The sequence below is a fragment of the Methylobacterium sp. C1 genome (assembly GCF_001854385.1).
Taxonomy (GTDB): Bacteria; Pseudomonadota; Alphaproteobacteria; order Rhizobiales; family Beijerinckiaceae; genus Methylobacterium; species Methylobacterium radiotolerans.
Genome location: NZ_CP017640.1, coordinates 1,348,326 through 1,362,562 on the forward strand (window position 1 = coordinate 1,348,326; position 14,237 = coordinate 1,362,562).

The following is a 14,237-nucleotide window of genomic DNA, read 5'->3' on the forward strand; positions in this document are numbered from 1 at the left end:
CGCGGGCGGGGCGTTCAGATCACGAACAGCAGGTTCAGACCGGCGCGCCGGAAACCGTCCTCGGCGATCTTCAGATCGAGCCCGTAGGACGCGATGTCGTCCGCCACCGGGTCGAGGGCCGGCGCGCGGTGCTGGTGGAGGTGCTTGATGTAGCTGTGGCAGGTCGTGCAGGTCTCGACCTGGACGTCCTTCGAGACCTCGTCGAGCCCGTAATAGCTCACGCCCTCGCCGTCACCGCAGGCGGTGCAGCGGATCCGGACGTGGTTCCAGTACGTGCCGCAGAGCGAGCAGCTGAGATAGCGAGCCTTGTCGGCGGGGGTCCAGGAGACGATGACGCTCGCCACCGGCGCGCCGCCGCAGCACGGGCAGACGCCGTCCGCCACGGGCTTCAGCGTCTTCGTGTCGAGGCGCGCGGCCTGCCCGGCGAGGCGCACCTGCAGCGCGGCCGAGACGAACACGCATTCCGCGATCCGGTCCACCGGCAGCGCGCCCTCGAAGACCTGAACGGCGAGATCGAGGCGATCCTCGCGGGAGGCGGCCCGGAGGGCGTCCCGCGCCGCGGCCGAAGCCTCGGGCGCGGTCGAGAGATCGAGCTCGGCCAGCAGCGCCAGGAGGGACGCGTCGAGATCCGGATCGGCCTCGAGGCTGTGCCGCGACAGCGGCGGCATGCCGTGCTCGCTCCGCAGCGCCTGATCGGCGGCATCCGGCACCGCCGGGGCCGGGAACCGCGCCTGGATCACCGACTGGGCCCGGGCGATCTCTGCGACGAAGCGGAGATAGGCCTCCAGCGGGTGCCCGGGCGCGGCCTCCACAAGGCGCGCGGCCCGGTCGGCGAACAGCCCGGTGGGATCGGGCAGGCGGACGAACGGCACCGAGCCCGAGATCCCGATCTTGTCGGGATCGGGCTTCAGCTCGCTGAAATCCCGGCGGCGGGGCTTCGGGGCCTCGGCGGGTGTCGGGGTCTTGTCCGCGGCCGGAACCGCGGGTTTACGCTTGAAGAAGTTGGCCAAGACTCAGGATCCGCGCTTGTCCACCGAGCCGTGGCGCGCCTTGCCGCCCGCGATCTGCCGGAACCACTTGCGGTGATGCCGGTAGGCCCAGCCGCCCGTGACCGTCCCGCGGACCATCGCCCGGCCGGTGCCGCGCACCCAGATGCCGGCGTAGATGTGCACCACGATGATCGCGATGGCGATCACGGCGGCGAGCGAATGGGCGAGCAGCGCCCAGCGCTGGGTCTCGATCGAGGTGAGGCCGCCGAAATAGGTGTTCCAGATCACGAGGCCGGTGACGAACATCACGCCGATCAGCGCGGTCTGGCCCCAGAACACGCCCTTCTGACCGGCATTGTACTTGCCGAGCTCCGGCAGCCGGTCGTCGCGATTGGTGACCACGTCGCCGATGTGCTTGGTCCACTCGACATCGTCCTTGTTGGGGATGTTGAGCTTCCAGAAGCGCACGAACAGGAAGAAGAAGCTGACCGCCAGCGCCACGCCGAACCACGGGTGGATCGCCCGGGTCGCCTGCCCGCCGCCGAACAGGCCGGTCAGCGAGAACAGGTAGGGCGTGAACATCGCCAGACCCGACAGGGTCAGCAAGGTGAACAGGATCGCGGTGATCCAGTGGTTCACCCGCTGCACGCCGGTGTAGCGCGGGACGTACATCACCTCCGGCGCCGCGGACTTGGCGTGGTGGAGGGGGCGGGGATCGCCGTCCCGGATGTCGCTGTGGATCGTCATCGGCCTTCTCGCGCCTGATGCGGTGCCGGCCCCGCATCACGGCGGAGGTGGCTCTGAGCTTCAAGATAGGGTGGGGCGGCTGCACCGTCTCCACCCTGTCGCTTTCGGATCTACGCTCCTCCCTCCCACGCGGTACGGGAGGGCCGGCCCTGCGTCAGCAGGGGTCGGCAGAGAGCAACCCCGGTTCAGGGAAGGGCGCGACCAGCACGACGGGCAGAGGTCTGTTCTGCACCGTCGCTCCCCTGTCCTACCCGCTTCGCGGGTCTCTCTCCCCTGCAGAGGGGGAGGGAGACCGTTGGGTCAGTGCGGCCGGACCTCGCCGCCGCCATTCTCCCGGCGCTTGGCCTCGTCGTACTCGACCGCCTCTTCCTCCTCCTCGGGCACGACCTCGTTCGGGCCGGCCGTGACGTAGTGGAAGAAGCCCGCGACCGCCGCGAAGCCCATCGCGGCGAGACCGAACACCTTGGCGCCGCCCTTCCAGAAGGCGACCAGCGGCGAGATCTTCGGGTCGTTCGGCAGGCCCGCGTAGAGGTTCGGCTGGTCGGCGTGGTGCAGCACGTACATGACGTGCGTGCCGCCGACGCCGGCCGGGTCGTAGAGACCCGCCTTGTCGAACCCGCGCGACTTCAGGTCCTCGACGCGGTCGTGGGCCTGATCGATCATGGCCTGCTTGGTGCCGAACATGATCGAGCCGGTCGGGCAGGCCTTGGCGCAGGCCGGGGCCTGACCCACCGCCACCCGGTCCGAGCACAGGGTGCACTTGTACGCCTTGTGGTCGGTCTGGCTGATGCGCGGGATGTTGAAGGGGCAGCCCTTCACGCAGTAGCCGCAGCCGATGCAGTTCTCCTCGATGAAGTCGACGATGCCGTTGGAGTACTGCACGATCGCGCCGGGCGACGGGCAGGCCTTCAGGCAGCCCGGCTCGGTGCAGTGCATGCAGCCGTCCTTGCGGATCAGCCATTCGAGGTTGTTGGTCTCCGGGTTCTCGTACTCGGTGAACCGCATCAGCGTCCACGACTTCGGCGTGAGGTCGTGGGGGTTCTGGTAGGTGCCCGTGTTGACGCCGATGTCGTCGCGCAGGTCGTTCCACTCCTCGCAGGCCGACTGGCAGGCCTTGCAGCCGATGCACTTCGACACGTCGATGAGCTTGGCGACCTCCACCTGGCGGCGGATCTCCGGCGGCGTCTCCGTGGAGGCGGAGCGCTGGCGGATGTCGAGGGAGCTGTAGTCAGCCATGTCTGCCGCTCCCCCTTACGCGACCGCGTCCGACGGAGGCGTGGTCGGCTCGATGTTCACGAGCCAGGCCTTGAACTCCGGCGTCTCGGTGTTCGCGTCGCCGACGACGGGCGTCAGCGAGTTCGGGTGCCATCCTTTCTTGGTGTGGCCCATGAAGCCCCAGTGCTGCGGGATGCCGACGACGTGGACGGGCTTGCCGTCGCAGATCAGCGGCTTGATCCGCTTCGTCACCACCGCCTTGGCCTTGAGCGAGCCGCGCTTCGACCAGACGCGGACCCAGCCGCCCTTGGCGATGCCCTTCTCCTTGGCGAGCTCCTCCGAGATCTCCACGAAGGCCTCCGGCTGGAGGATCGCGTTGATCCGGGCGTGCTTGGTCCAGCCGTGGAAGTGCTCGGTCAGGCGGTAGCTCGTCGCCGCGTAGGGGAACTCCTTCGCGTCGCCGAGATCGGCCAGATCGTCCTTGAAGATGCGGGACGCGGGCGCGCCCTTGATCTTCGGGAAGGCGAGGTTGGCCACCGGGGACTCGAAGGGCTCGTAGTGCGCCGGGAACGGCCCGTCGCGCATGAGACCGCGGGTCCACAGGCGGGCGACGCCCTCCTGGTTCAGGATGAACGGCCCGACGCCCTTATCGGGGGCGACGGTGACGCCGTAGTCCGGCACGTCGAAGCCGATCCACTGCTTGCCGTTCCACTCGATGAGCTTCTTCTTCTCCGACCACGGGCGACCCTCGGGGTCGCACGAGGCGCGGTTGTAGAGCACGCGCCGGTTGGCCGGCCACGCGAAGGCCCAGTTGGGCGCGATGCCGCGGTCGCCGGGATCGGTGTTGTCCCGGCGGGCCATCATGTTGCCCTTCTCGGTGTAGCAGCCCGAGTAGATCCAGCAGCCGCAGGCGGTGGTCCCGTCGTCCTTGAGCTGGGCGAAGCCGTCGACCTGCTTGCCCGCCGGGATGATCGTCCCGTTGAGGTCCGGCGTCGGCGCCAGCGTGTAGCCGTTGAGCTCGCGGGCGAGCTCGGTCGGCGTCGGCGCCTCGGCGATCGCGTAGTCCCACTTCAGATTGACGATCGGGTCCGGGAAGGCCCCGCCGTCCTTCTTGTAGGCCGCCTTCATGCGGAGGAAGATCTCCGACATGATCTCGATGTCCGAGCGGCACTCGCCCGGCGCGTCCTGCGCCTGCCAGTGCCACTGCAGCCACCGGCTGGAGTTCGACAGCGAGCCTTCCTCCTCCACGAACAGGGTGGTCGGGAGCTCGAACACCTCGGTCTGGATCTTGGTCGGGTCGACGTCGTTGTACTCGCCGTGGTTCTCCCAGAACCGGGCCGTCTCAGTCTTGAGCGGATCCATCACCACGATGAACTTCATCTTGGAGAAGGCTTCCGTCATCTTGGCGCGATTCGGGAACGACAGCAGGGGGTTGAAGCCCTGGATGACGTAGCCGGTCATCTTGCCCTGCTTGGCGAGCTCGAACCCGCGCAGCACGTCGTAGGTCGGCACGTCGAGCTTGGGCAGGTAGTCGTACGCCCAGTCGTTCTCCTTGGTAGCCTTGTCGCCCCACATCGCCTTCTGGAACGAGACGAAGAACTTGTTGTAGTTCTGCCAGTAGCTCGTCTGTCCGGGCCGCAGCGGCTTGAACTGCCGCTTGGCGATGTAGCTCGCGTAGTCGGGCTCCTTCTCCACCGGGATGTTCAGGTACCCGGGGATGAGGTTCGACATCAGCCCGATATCGGTCAGCCCCTGGATGTTGGAGTGACCGCGCAGGGCCTGCATGCCGCCGCCGAGAACGCCGATGTTCCCGAGCAGGGTCTGCACGATGCACATCGAGCGGATGTTCTGCGAGCCCTTGGAGTGATGGGTCCATCCGAGCGCGTAGAGCGAGGCCATCGACTTCTCGGGGGAAGCCGTCGTCGCCATCATCTCGCAGACCTTCAGGAAGGTCTCCTTGGGCGAGCCGCAGATCTTCTCGACCATCTCCGGGGTGTAGAGCGAGACGTGCTTCTTCAGGAGCTGCATCACGCAGCGCGGATGCTGCATCGTCTCGTCGACCACGGCGTAGCCGTCGGGGCCGATCTCGTAGTCCCAGGTGGTCTTGTCGTAGTCGCGCTTGTCCGCGTCGTAGCCCGTGAACAGACCCTCGCTGAAGTCGTAGCCCTCGCGGACCACGTACCCGGCGTTGGTGTAGGCGGAGACGTAGCGGTGCTGCAGCTTGTCGTTGTCGAGCAGGTACTTGGCCACGCCCGACAGGAACGCGATGTCGGTCCCCTGCCGGATCGGGCAGTAGAGATCGGCCACCGACGCCGTGCGGGTGAAGCGCGGATCAACGACGATCAGCTTGGCATTGTTATGGGCCTTCGCCTCCACGACCCACTTGAAGCCGCAAGGGTGCGCCTCGGCGGCATTGCCGCCCATCACGGTGATCACGTCCGCGTGCTTGATGTCCATCCAGAGGTTGGTCATCGCACCGCGTCCGAAGGAGGGCGCCAAACTGGCGACCGACGGACCGTGTCAAACTCTGGCCTGATTATCGAAGACCAGGGCCCCCATGCTTCGGACTGTCTTGTAGGTCAGCCAGGCCGTCTCATTGGTGGTGGCCGAGGCCCCGAGGAACCCCATCGTGGTCCACCGGTTGACCGTGAGGTCGCCGTTCTTGGCCACGAAGTTCTTGTCCCGATCCTCCTTCATGAGCTTCGCGATCCGGTCGAGGGCGAAGTCCCAGGAGACGCGCTTGAACTCCGATGAGCCCGGGGCGCGATGGAGCGGGTACTTGGTGCGGGTGTCAGCGTGCACGAAGTCGAGCAGCGCCGAGCCCTTCGGGCAGAGCGTCCCGCGGTTGATCGGGTGGTCGGGGTCGCCCTCGATGTGCATCACCGAGGAGCGCGCGTTCTTCGAACGGTCGCCGAGGCTGTAGAGGATCACGCCGCACGCGACCGAGCAGTACGGGCACGTGTTGCGGGTCTCGCGCATCTGCGCGAGCTTGAACGGCCGCACGGCAGCCGCCATCGCGGGCTCGAGTCCGCCGAACCCGAGCGCGCCCAGCGAGCCGCCCGCGAGGCCGGCGCCGGCCCCCTTGAGCAGGCCACGCCTTGAGACCTGGACCGTCATCTCCGCTCCGTAAAAGCGATCTGGTATAATTCCAGGGTGTCCCAAAAAAGCGTGCGCGAGGCAAGTGCGGTTGCGTGACACAGCAAGTCGCCATGTCTCAGCCGAAGCAACACGTTTTCCGCACCGGCATCATCCTGCATGAAGACGGTTATTTTTACTTGCTTGGATTTGCCGGGTTCGAGCCCGACGGGCTGGCGGTGCGATGCTCCAGGGGCGCCTGCGGCTCGGTGGCGGAGGAGCCGCCGGGCTGAGCCGGCGGGACCGGACGGTCGGCGTTCTCCTTGATCGAGCGGCCGCCCGGATCGGGCGCGTCCTTGGCGGCCGACTGCTCCCGCGGGACCGGCGCCTGGCTCCAGCCGTCCTGCGCGCTGCGGGATTTGTCGCCCATCGCGTCGACGCCCTTGATCTCGCCCGGCTTCGTCTGCGCGAGGCAGGGCGAGGCGGCCGTCGCCGCGCAGAGGAGCACCGACATCATCAGGGGGATCGAGCGGGACACGGGGGGCTCCTGGCAGCGGGGAATGCCCGGGCAACGTAGCCTTCGCCGCCGCAGTTCCGAGCTGCGACACCGTCCCGGCACCGGGCATCCGGATCACGGGCCCGCATCGCGTTGGGATCCAGTGCCGGCGGTGACGGCTCCTTAACCAAACCTTGCAACCGTGCGTCTCCACAGGTGCGAGGATCTCCCGGTCATGTCGAAGCCGCATCCCGAGCGCCCCTCCGAGACCGAGCGGAGCGTCGACGCGCCGCCGCTCAGCCCCGGCATCCGGCGCCATCTCGGCCAGAACCTGCGCACGCTCCTCACCGACACGCTCTCGGCCCCGGTCGACCAGCGGCTGGAAGCGCTGATCGACCGGCTCGGCAAGCCGAAGCGCTGACGCGGACCGGCGCCGACCGGCCAGTCTGCCGGGACGACCGGGATCGCCGCCGCGCGGTCCACGGCCCGTGCGCAGCACCGGCAGGACACCGCCGACGCGCCGGACGCCACCGGATGTGCGCCAGAACACTTGAGATTGTTCGTTCTGAGAAACCCGGTTCCGCGCACCGATTCTTCTCCAGGGGCGTCGTCGGAGAGAAGATCCATGCGTTCTGCCGACCTACCGCCCTGACTTCCCTTGCCTTTCCGGCCCTATCGTCGATCTTGAGCGCGCTACGCCACCGCGCGGATCCGCATCCGAGACTTGACTTCGTTCGATAAAACGAACGATTTCGGGTGTCTCGGGGACGCCTGTCCCCTGCGTCGCAACCGCGGATGGCTGGGGGATCGGACGTGATGACGAACGCTGCAGGTCGGGGTCGGATGGCTCGGGCGATCGGGCTCTCCCTTCTGGCCGGAGCCGGCCTGCTGGCCTGCGCGCTGCCGGCCGCCGCCGAGACCGCGCTCCTCAACGTCTCGTACGATCCGACCCGCGAGCTCTACCGCGAGATCAACGCCGCCTTCACGGAGGCGTGGAAGGCCAAGACCGGCGAGGCCATCACGGTGCGGGCCTCGCACGGCGGCTCGGGCGCGCAGGCGCGCACGGTGATCGACGGCGTCGACGCCGACGTGGTCACCCTCGGCATCCCGTCCGACATCGACGCGATCGCCAAGCTCACCCGCAAAATTCCGGAGGATTGGCGCAGCAGGCTGCCGAACCAGGGGACGCCCTACACCTCGACGGTGGTGTTCCTCGTCCGCAAGGGCAACCCGAAGGGCGTCAAGGACTGGGACGACCTGGTCAAGCCCGACGTGAAGGTGATCACGCCGAATCCGAAGACTTCGGCGGGCGGGCGCTGGAACTTCCTCGCCGCCTGGGGCTACGCCTACGGGAAGGACAAGGACGCCGCGAAGGCCGACGCCTTCGTCGGGCAGGTCTACAAGAACGTGCCGGTGCTCGATACCGGCGCCCGCGGCTCGACGGTGACCTTCGCGCAGCGCGGCCTCGGCGACGTCCTGCCGACCTGGGAGAACGAGGCCTACCTCGTGCTCCAGGAGTTCGGCGTCGACAAGTTCGACATCGTCTCGCCGCCGACCTCGATCTACGCCGAGCCGCCGGTGGCCCTGGTGGCGGTCAACGCCGAGCGGAAGGGCACCACCAAGGCGGCCCAGGCCTATCTCGACTTCCTCTACAGCGACCGCGCCCAGGCGATCTTCGCCAAGCACCATTACCGGCCGATCCGCCGGGAGGCGGCCGCCCCCGCGGACCTCGCCCAGCTGCCCGACATCAAGCTGTTCAAGATCGAGGATCTCCAGGGATCCTGGGACGAGATCCAGAAGCGGAACTTCGACGCCGGCGGTCTGTTCGATCGTCTGAGCCGGGCCGGCCGCTGAGGCTCCAGACCATGGTCCAGACGCCCCGTCCCCGTCGGACATTCCGACGGCCGAGCGTGATCCCGGGCTTCGGGATCAGCTTCGGCTACACGCTGACCTGCCTCGGCCTGATCGTCCTGCTGCCGCTGGCCGGGCTGGTGGTGAAGGCCTCGGGGCTCGGCCTGTCGGGCATCTGGGAGGTCGCCACCGATCCGCGGGTGGCCAGCGCCCTGCGGATCAGCTTCGGCGTCTCGGCCATCGCGGCGCTGGTCGCCTCGGCCTTCGGCTTCCTGGTGGCCTGGGTCCTGACCCGCTACCGCTTCCCGGGCCGCAAGCTGGTCGACGCCGCCGTCGACCTGCCCTTCGCCCTGCCGACCGCGGTCGCCGGCATCGCGCTCGCCTCGCTCTACGCGCCGGACGGGCTGCTCGGCGCGCCGCTGGCGCGCCTCGGCATCCAGGCGGCCTACACGCCGGTCGGCATCTTCATCGCCATGGTCTTCATCGGCCTGCCCTTCGCGGTGCGGACCGTGCAGCCGCTGATCGCCGAGATCGACAAGGAGATCGAGGAGGCCTCGGCCACCCTCGGAGCGACGCGCCTCGTCACCCTCACCCGGGTGGTGCTGCCGCCGCTGATCCCGGCGGTGCTCACCGGCTTCGCGCTCGCCTTCGCCCGGGGCGTCGGCGAGTACGGCTCCATCATCTTCATCGCCGGCAACCTGCCCTACGTGTCGGAGATCGCGCCGCTCCTGATCGTCATCAAGCTCTCCGAGTTCGACTACGGCGGGGCGGCGGCCATCGCGACGATCATGCTCGGGATCTCGTTCCTGACGCTGCTCGCCATCAACCTCATCCAGGCCTGGTCACGGCGGCGGTTCGGCTATGTCTGAGATCTTCTCCCCCGCCTTCGTGCCGGCCGCCAAGCCGGCCCCGGTCGCCTCGGAGGGGGCCGGCGTCCGCGCGGTCCTGATCGGCATCGCCGTGGCGTTCCTGGCGCTGTTCCTGGTGCTGCCGCTGTTCGCGGTCTTCCTCCAGGCCTTCTCGAAGGGGATCGACGCCTTCCTGGACGCCTTCCGGGAGCCCGATGCCTGGAGCGCGATCCGCCTGACGCTGACCGTGGCGGCGATCGCGGTGCCGTTCAACGTCGTGTTCGGGCTGGCCGCCTCCTGGGCCATCGCCAAGTTCGAGTTTCCCGGCAAGTCGCTGCTGATCACCCTGATCGACCTGCCGTTCTCGGTCTCGCCGGTGGTCTCGGGGATGATCTACGTGCTGCTGTTCGGGTCCCAGGGCCTGTTCGGATCCTGGCTCATCGATCACGGCATCCAGATCCTGTTCGCCCTGCCGGGGATCGTGCTGGCGACGGTGTTCGTCACCTTCCCGTTCGTCGCCCGCGAGCTGATCCCGCTGATGCAGGAGCAGGGCACCGCCGAGGAGGAGGCGGCGCTGACGCTGGGCGCCTCGGGCCTGCACGCGTTCCGGACGGTGACGCTGCCCAATATCCGCTGGGGCCTGCTCTACAGCGTGCTCCTCTGCAATGCCCGGGCGATGGGCGAGTTCGGAGCGGTGTCGGTGGTGTCGGGCCACATCCGCGGCCTGACCAACACTATCCCACTCCACGTGGAGATCCTCTACAATGAGTACAACTTCGTCGCCGCATTCGCCGTCGCTTCGCTCCTCGCCGTCCTTGCCCTCATCACCCTCGTCCTCAAATCCGTCCTCGAGTGGCGCTTCGCAGGCGAGCTCGCGCACGGCCGGGCGCACTGATCGCCCCTCCACGGCGATCCGGGTCGAGGACGTCTCGAAGACGTTCGACACGGCGGCGGTGCTGCACGACCTGTCGCTGGACGTGCGGGCGGGCGAGCTGATCGGGCTGCTCGGCCCCTCGGGCTCGGGCAAGACGACGCTGCTGCGGATCATCGCCGGGCTCGACGCGCCGGACCGGGGCCGAATCCTGTTCGGGGACGACGACGCCACCGGCCTCGCCGTGCAGGAGCGGGCGGTGGGCTTCGTGTTCCAGCACTACGCCCTGTTCAAGCACATGAGCGTGGCCGACAACATCGCCTACGGGCTGAACGCGCGGCGCCGCGCCGACCGGCCGGCCAAGGCCGAGATCAAGCGCCGGGTCGGCGACCTGCTCGACCTGATCCGGCTCTCCGGCTTCGGCGACCGCTACCCGTCGCAGCTCTCCGGCGGCCAGCGCCAGCGCGTCGCGCTCGCCCGGGCCCTCGCGGTCGAGCCGCGGGTGCTGCTGCTGGACGAGCCGTTCGGGGCGCTCGACGCCCAGGTCCGCAAGGACCTGCGCCGCTGGCTGCGCGAGATCCACGACCGCACCGGCCAGACCACGATCTTCGTGACCCACGACCAGGACGAGGCGCTGGAGCTGTCGGACCGCGTGGCCGTGCTCGACCGCGGCCGCCTGGAGCAGGTCGGCACGCCCGACGAGGTGCAGGAGAACCCGGCCTCCGCCACCGTGATGAAGTTTCTCGGCGATTCCGTCGAGGTCGAGGCGATCGCCGAGGGCGGCCGGGTGCTGGTCCGGGGCCGGGAGACCCCGGTGGCGGCGCCCGCCAGCCTGTTCGGTCCGGTCAAGCTCTACGTCCGGCCCTGGCAGCTGCAGCTCGCCGAGCCCGAGGCCGCGCACCTGTCCGGCACGGTGCGCAGCTCGTACCGGACGCAGGGCCGCCAGCGGATCGAGGTGGCCGACCCCGAAGGTCGCGTCCTCGCCGTGGAGGATTTCGACGGCGTGCGCTACCCGGCCGGCCACCCGGTCGGCCTGCGGATCAACGGCGGGCACGTGTTCGGGTGAGGCTCGCCAGCGGCCGCGCGGCACCCTAGGCTCCCGACCATGACCGGACCGAGTCGCGAACCCGCCCCCGACGTCCTGGCCGCCATCGGCCAGACGCCGCTGATCCGCCTGCGCCGCGCCTCCGAGGAGACCGGCTGCACCATCTACGGCAAGGCGGAGTTCCTCAATCCCGGCCTGTCGGTGAAGGACCGCGCGGCGCTGTCCATCGTGCGGGACGCGGAGGCGCGGGGCCTGATCCGCCCGGGCGGCACGATCGTCGAGGGCACCGCCGGCAACACCGGCATCGGCCTCGCCCTGGTGGCCTCGGTGCGCGGCTACCGGACGCTGATCGTCATCCCGGTCACCCAGTCCGAGGAGAAGAAGCAGACCCTGCGGCTCGCGGGTGCCCGGCTGGTGGAGGTGCCGGCGGTGCCCTTCGCCAACCCGAACAACTACGTCCACGTGGCCCGGCGGCTCGCGGACAGACTCGCTGCCACCGAGCCGGCGGGCGCCTTCTTCGCCGACCAGTTCGACAACGTCGCCAACCGGCAGGCCCATGTCGACGGCACCGGCCCGGAGATCTGGGCGCAGACCGGCGGCCGTGTCGACGGCTTCGTCTGCGCGGCCGGGACCGGCGGCACGCTGGCCGGCACCGCCGAGGCCCTGCGCGCCCGCAACCCGCAGGTGCGGATCGCGCTGTCGGACCCCGAGGGCTCGGCCCTCTACGCCCACTACACGACCGGCACACTGAAGGCCGAGGGCTCCTCGATCACCGAAGGGATCGGGCAGGGGCGGATCACCCGCAACCTCGAGGGCTTCATCCCCGACCGCGCCTTCCGGATCCCGGACCGCGAGGCCCTCGACATCGTCTTCGGGCTGATGCGGGAGGAGGGGCTGTCGCTGGGCGGCTCGTCGGGCATCAACGTCGCCGGGGCGATCCGGCTGGCCCGGGACCTCGGGCCCGGTCACACCATCGTGACGATCCTCTGCGACGGGGCGGCCCGCTACGCCTCGAAGCTGTTCAACCCGGCCTTCCTCGCCGAGCGCGGCCTGCCGGTTCCGGGCTGGCTCGACGCGCCGCAGGAGGCCCTGCCCGACTGGCACGCTTGAGGCCCGAGCCTCATCCGGAATTTTCCTCACAAAAGCGTGGCTTGGCGTTGAACGGAACGGAATGTCGCAGCGTTTGAACGGTCACGCTCGCACCAGCGCGACCGTCCGGAGAACGCGACCGATGTCCCTCGTCACCATTCTGCTCATCATCCTGATCATCCTGGCCTTCGGCGGCGGCGGCTTCCTCGGCGGCGGCGCGTATCGCGGTCCCGGCTTCGGTCTGGGCGGCATCCTGCTGATCGTGCTGATCGTGCTCCTGGTCACCGGGCGGCTCTGAGCCGTAGCCCGTCGCCTGGGCGGAGGAACCGTCCGCCCAGGTCCCCGGACGGCCGCAGGTGCCGGCCGCCGGGCGTCAGGGGATCCGCCCGCGGCGCGCACCTAGCGGCAGGTGATCCCCACCACGGCGGGCGCGACCGCGCCGGGCCCGGCACCCGGCTGCGGCGGCGCCGGGGGAACGCCCTGGGCGGAGAGGAAGGCGTGGATCGCCCGCGCCGGCACGAGCGGCAGGCGCGCCGGCGGCACCACCCCGGCGACCCGGCGCGGCGCCGCGGGGTAGCGGGCGACGAGCCCGACGAGGGTCCCCGACCGTTCGAGCACAGGCGCGCCGCCGGAACCCGGCTGGAGCGCCGCGATCACGTCGCCGCCCCGCACCTCGCCGGGGGCGGCCTGGACCCCGTCGGGGCCCGGCGCCAGGGCGATCACGCTCTCCTCGGCACCGACGGGCTCGATCCGGATCGCGGCCCGGAGCGGGGCGGGGGTGCCGGGCACATCGAGGAGGGCGAGGCCGGCCGGATCGGTGGCGAGCACCCGCACCGGCGTCGCGCCGACGCGGGGCTGCGCGCAGCCCTCCAGCACGGCGGAGGCGGTCAGAACGCGTCCCGGCGCCACCGCGAGACCCGCGCCCGATGCCGGAGCGGAGGAGAGGCTCGCCGGCCTCAGGGGCGCGGCGGCCTGCGGCGGGGGGGCCGGGTTTGCGGCGGCGCGGGTCGCCGGCGCCGGGCCCGCGGAAAGCTGGGCGGCCGGCGCCGCGGCGGGGTCCGGAAACGGCACGAAGGCGTTCGCCACGGCGATGACGAGCCGGTCGACCTCCGGCGCGAGGGCGCGGTCGTAGCCGAGCAGGAAACCGCGCACGCCCTCGGGGCCGGACGCGTAGCGGATGTAGGACAAGCCCGGCCCGGTCTCGGCGGTGACCACCACGGTGTCCGGCCGCCGCAGCTTGTAGGTCACCTTGCGGCCGGGAAGCGGCGCGGTCGCCTTCTCGAACAGCGCGTCCAGGCTCTCGGTCCCCGGCGGGAAGGCGCGGGATTCGAGGGTCACGCGCCCGTCCTGGCTCTGCCAGCGGGTTCCGGAGGGCAGGGCGGTCCGCCGCCCCAGGAGGCGCTCGGGCACCCCCATCACGGTGCCGGTCCCGGGATCGACCGCAACGCGGAAACGCGCCGCGTTCCGCGCCGCCGCGCCGGCGGCCAGCAGCGCCGCCCGGCCGCGCGAATCGAGGGGGTCGGCCCCGCCGGTCCGGGCCGCGTAGGCGTTGAGCGCCTCGAAGGTCCGACGTCCGAAGGCCCCCGACACCACGGCGTTGAAGTCGCCGGTCCAGACCAGGGCGTCCTGGACGGCCTTGCGGTCGGCCTCCGGGAGGGCCTCGAAGCCCGCCCTCATCGCCTCGAAGGCGGGATCGGCCAGCGCTCCGGGCGCCGGCGCGGGTCTCGGCGCGACCCGGGCGGGGGCCGGCCGGTCCTGGCCGGCGACCGGCCCGGTCCCGAGGGCGATCAGGATCGCGAGGGCCGTCGCGCGCCGGGCGCGGCCGCGCGGGGCGTCCGGAATCCGACACCGCGACGCGTCACCCGAATCCATTCCCGCCCTCCGACCCTCGACGTCCCGATCCTGGCAGAGGCCGCGGCGACAGGCCAGGTCAATCCGGTCCCGGCGACCGTGCGTCCGGAACCGCGATGCGCTACAGGGCGGATACCCGGCCCTGGGCGGCGGCCGGATC

The 14,237-nt window shown here is 70.2% G+C and carries 13 protein-coding genes; 7 read left to right on the forward strand and 6 right to left on the reverse strand.

What is annotated here, in order from left to right; all coding sequences use genetic code 11:
* Window positions 1-14: 14 nt before the first annotated feature.
* From fdhE to BKE41_RS06375, 5 genes are all read right to left on the reverse strand, one after another.
* Window positions 15-1,010 (reverse strand): formate dehydrogenase accessory protein FdhE, encoded by a 996-nt coding sequence (fdhE, locus tag BKE41_RS06350; protein WP_012318091.1) that lies wholly within the window; start codon window positions 1,008-1,010, stop codon window positions 15-17.
* A gap of 3 nt (window positions 1,011-1,013) precedes the next feature.
* Window positions 1,014-1,736, reverse strand: coding sequence for a formate dehydrogenase subunit gamma (locus BKE41_RS06355; protein ID WP_012318092.1), 723 nt, complete (start codon window positions 1,734-1,736; stop codon window positions 1,014-1,016).
* A gap of 300 nt (window positions 1,737-2,036) precedes the next feature.
* Complete coding sequence (gene fdxH / locus BKE41_RS06360) at window positions 2,037-2,972, reverse strand: formate dehydrogenase subunit beta (protein WP_024830790.1); 936 nt, start codon at window positions 2,970-2,972, stop codon at window positions 2,037-2,039.
* Between the two features lie 15 nt (window positions 2,973-2,987).
* The gene (gene fdnG / locus BKE41_RS06365) at window positions 2,988-6,068 is read right to left on the reverse strand and encodes a formate dehydrogenase-N subunit alpha (RefSeq protein WP_083374293.1); all 3,081 of its coding nucleotides are present in this window, start codon (window positions 6,066-6,068) and stop codon (window positions 2,988-2,990) included.
* Between the two features lie 154 nt (window positions 6,069-6,222).
* On the reverse strand, window positions 6,223-6,564 hold the full coding sequence (locus BKE41_RS06375) for a hypothetical protein (RefSeq protein WP_012318096.1): 342 nt from the start codon (window positions 6,562-6,564) through the stop codon (window positions 6,223-6,225).
* A gap of 193 nt (window positions 6,565-6,757) precedes the next feature.
* Between BKE41_RS06375 and BKE41_RS06380 the strand changes: the two genes are divergently transcribed.
* From BKE41_RS06380 to BKE41_RS30760, 7 genes are all read left to right on the forward strand, one after another.
* Window positions 6,758-6,943: a hypothetical protein gene (locus tag BKE41_RS06380; RefSeq protein WP_012318097.1), complete on the forward strand. Its 186-nt coding sequence runs from the start codon at window positions 6,758-6,760 to the stop codon at window positions 6,941-6,943.
* A 422-nt stretch (window positions 6,944-7,365) separates the two neighbouring features.
* Entirely contained in the window at window positions 7,366-8,376 is a 1,011-nt protein-coding gene (locus BKE41_RS06385; protein WP_107645291.1) for a sulfate ABC transporter substrate-binding protein, read from the forward strand.
* Window positions 8,377-8,387: 11 nt separating this feature from the next.
* The gene (cysT, locus tag BKE41_RS06390; protein WP_012318099.1) at window positions 8,388-9,242 is read left to right on the forward strand and encodes a sulfate ABC transporter permease subunit CysT; all 855 of its coding nucleotides are present in this window, start codon (window positions 8,388-8,390) and stop codon (window positions 9,240-9,242) included.
* A complete protein-coding gene (gene cysW, locus BKE41_RS06395; RefSeq protein ID WP_012318100.1) occupies window positions 9,235-10,116 on the forward strand; it encodes a sulfate ABC transporter permease subunit CysW in 882 nt (293 codons plus the stop codon). Before cysT ends, cysW begins: the two co-directional genes overlap by 8 nt.
* Window positions 10,117-10,174: 58 nt before the next feature.
* Complete coding sequence (locus BKE41_RS06400; RefSeq protein WP_012318101.1) at window positions 10,175-11,158, forward strand: sulfate/molybdate ABC transporter ATP-binding protein; 984 nt, start codon at window positions 10,175-10,177, stop codon at window positions 11,156-11,158.
* 39 nt (window positions 11,159-11,197) lie between these two features.
* Window positions 11,198-12,247, forward strand: a complete 1,050-nt coding sequence (locus tag BKE41_RS06405) for a cysteine synthase A (RefSeq protein WP_053620879.1) — start codon at window positions 11,198-11,200, stop codon at window positions 12,245-12,247.
* 121 nt (window positions 12,248-12,368) lie between these two features.
* On the forward strand, window positions 12,369-12,524 hold the full coding sequence (locus tag BKE41_RS30760) for a hypothetical protein (RefSeq protein ID WP_007563230.1): 156 nt from the start codon (window positions 12,369-12,371) through the stop codon (window positions 12,522-12,524).
* Window positions 12,525-12,625: 101 nt separating this feature from the next.
* On the opposite strand, the gene BKE41_RS06410 is transcribed toward BKE41_RS30760, so the two are convergent.
* Entirely contained in the window at window positions 12,626-14,098 is a 1,473-nt protein-coding gene (locus tag BKE41_RS06410) for a trypsin-like peptidase domain-containing protein (RefSeq protein ID WP_070998744.1), read from the reverse strand.
* Window positions 14,099-14,237: the final 139 nt, after the last annotated feature.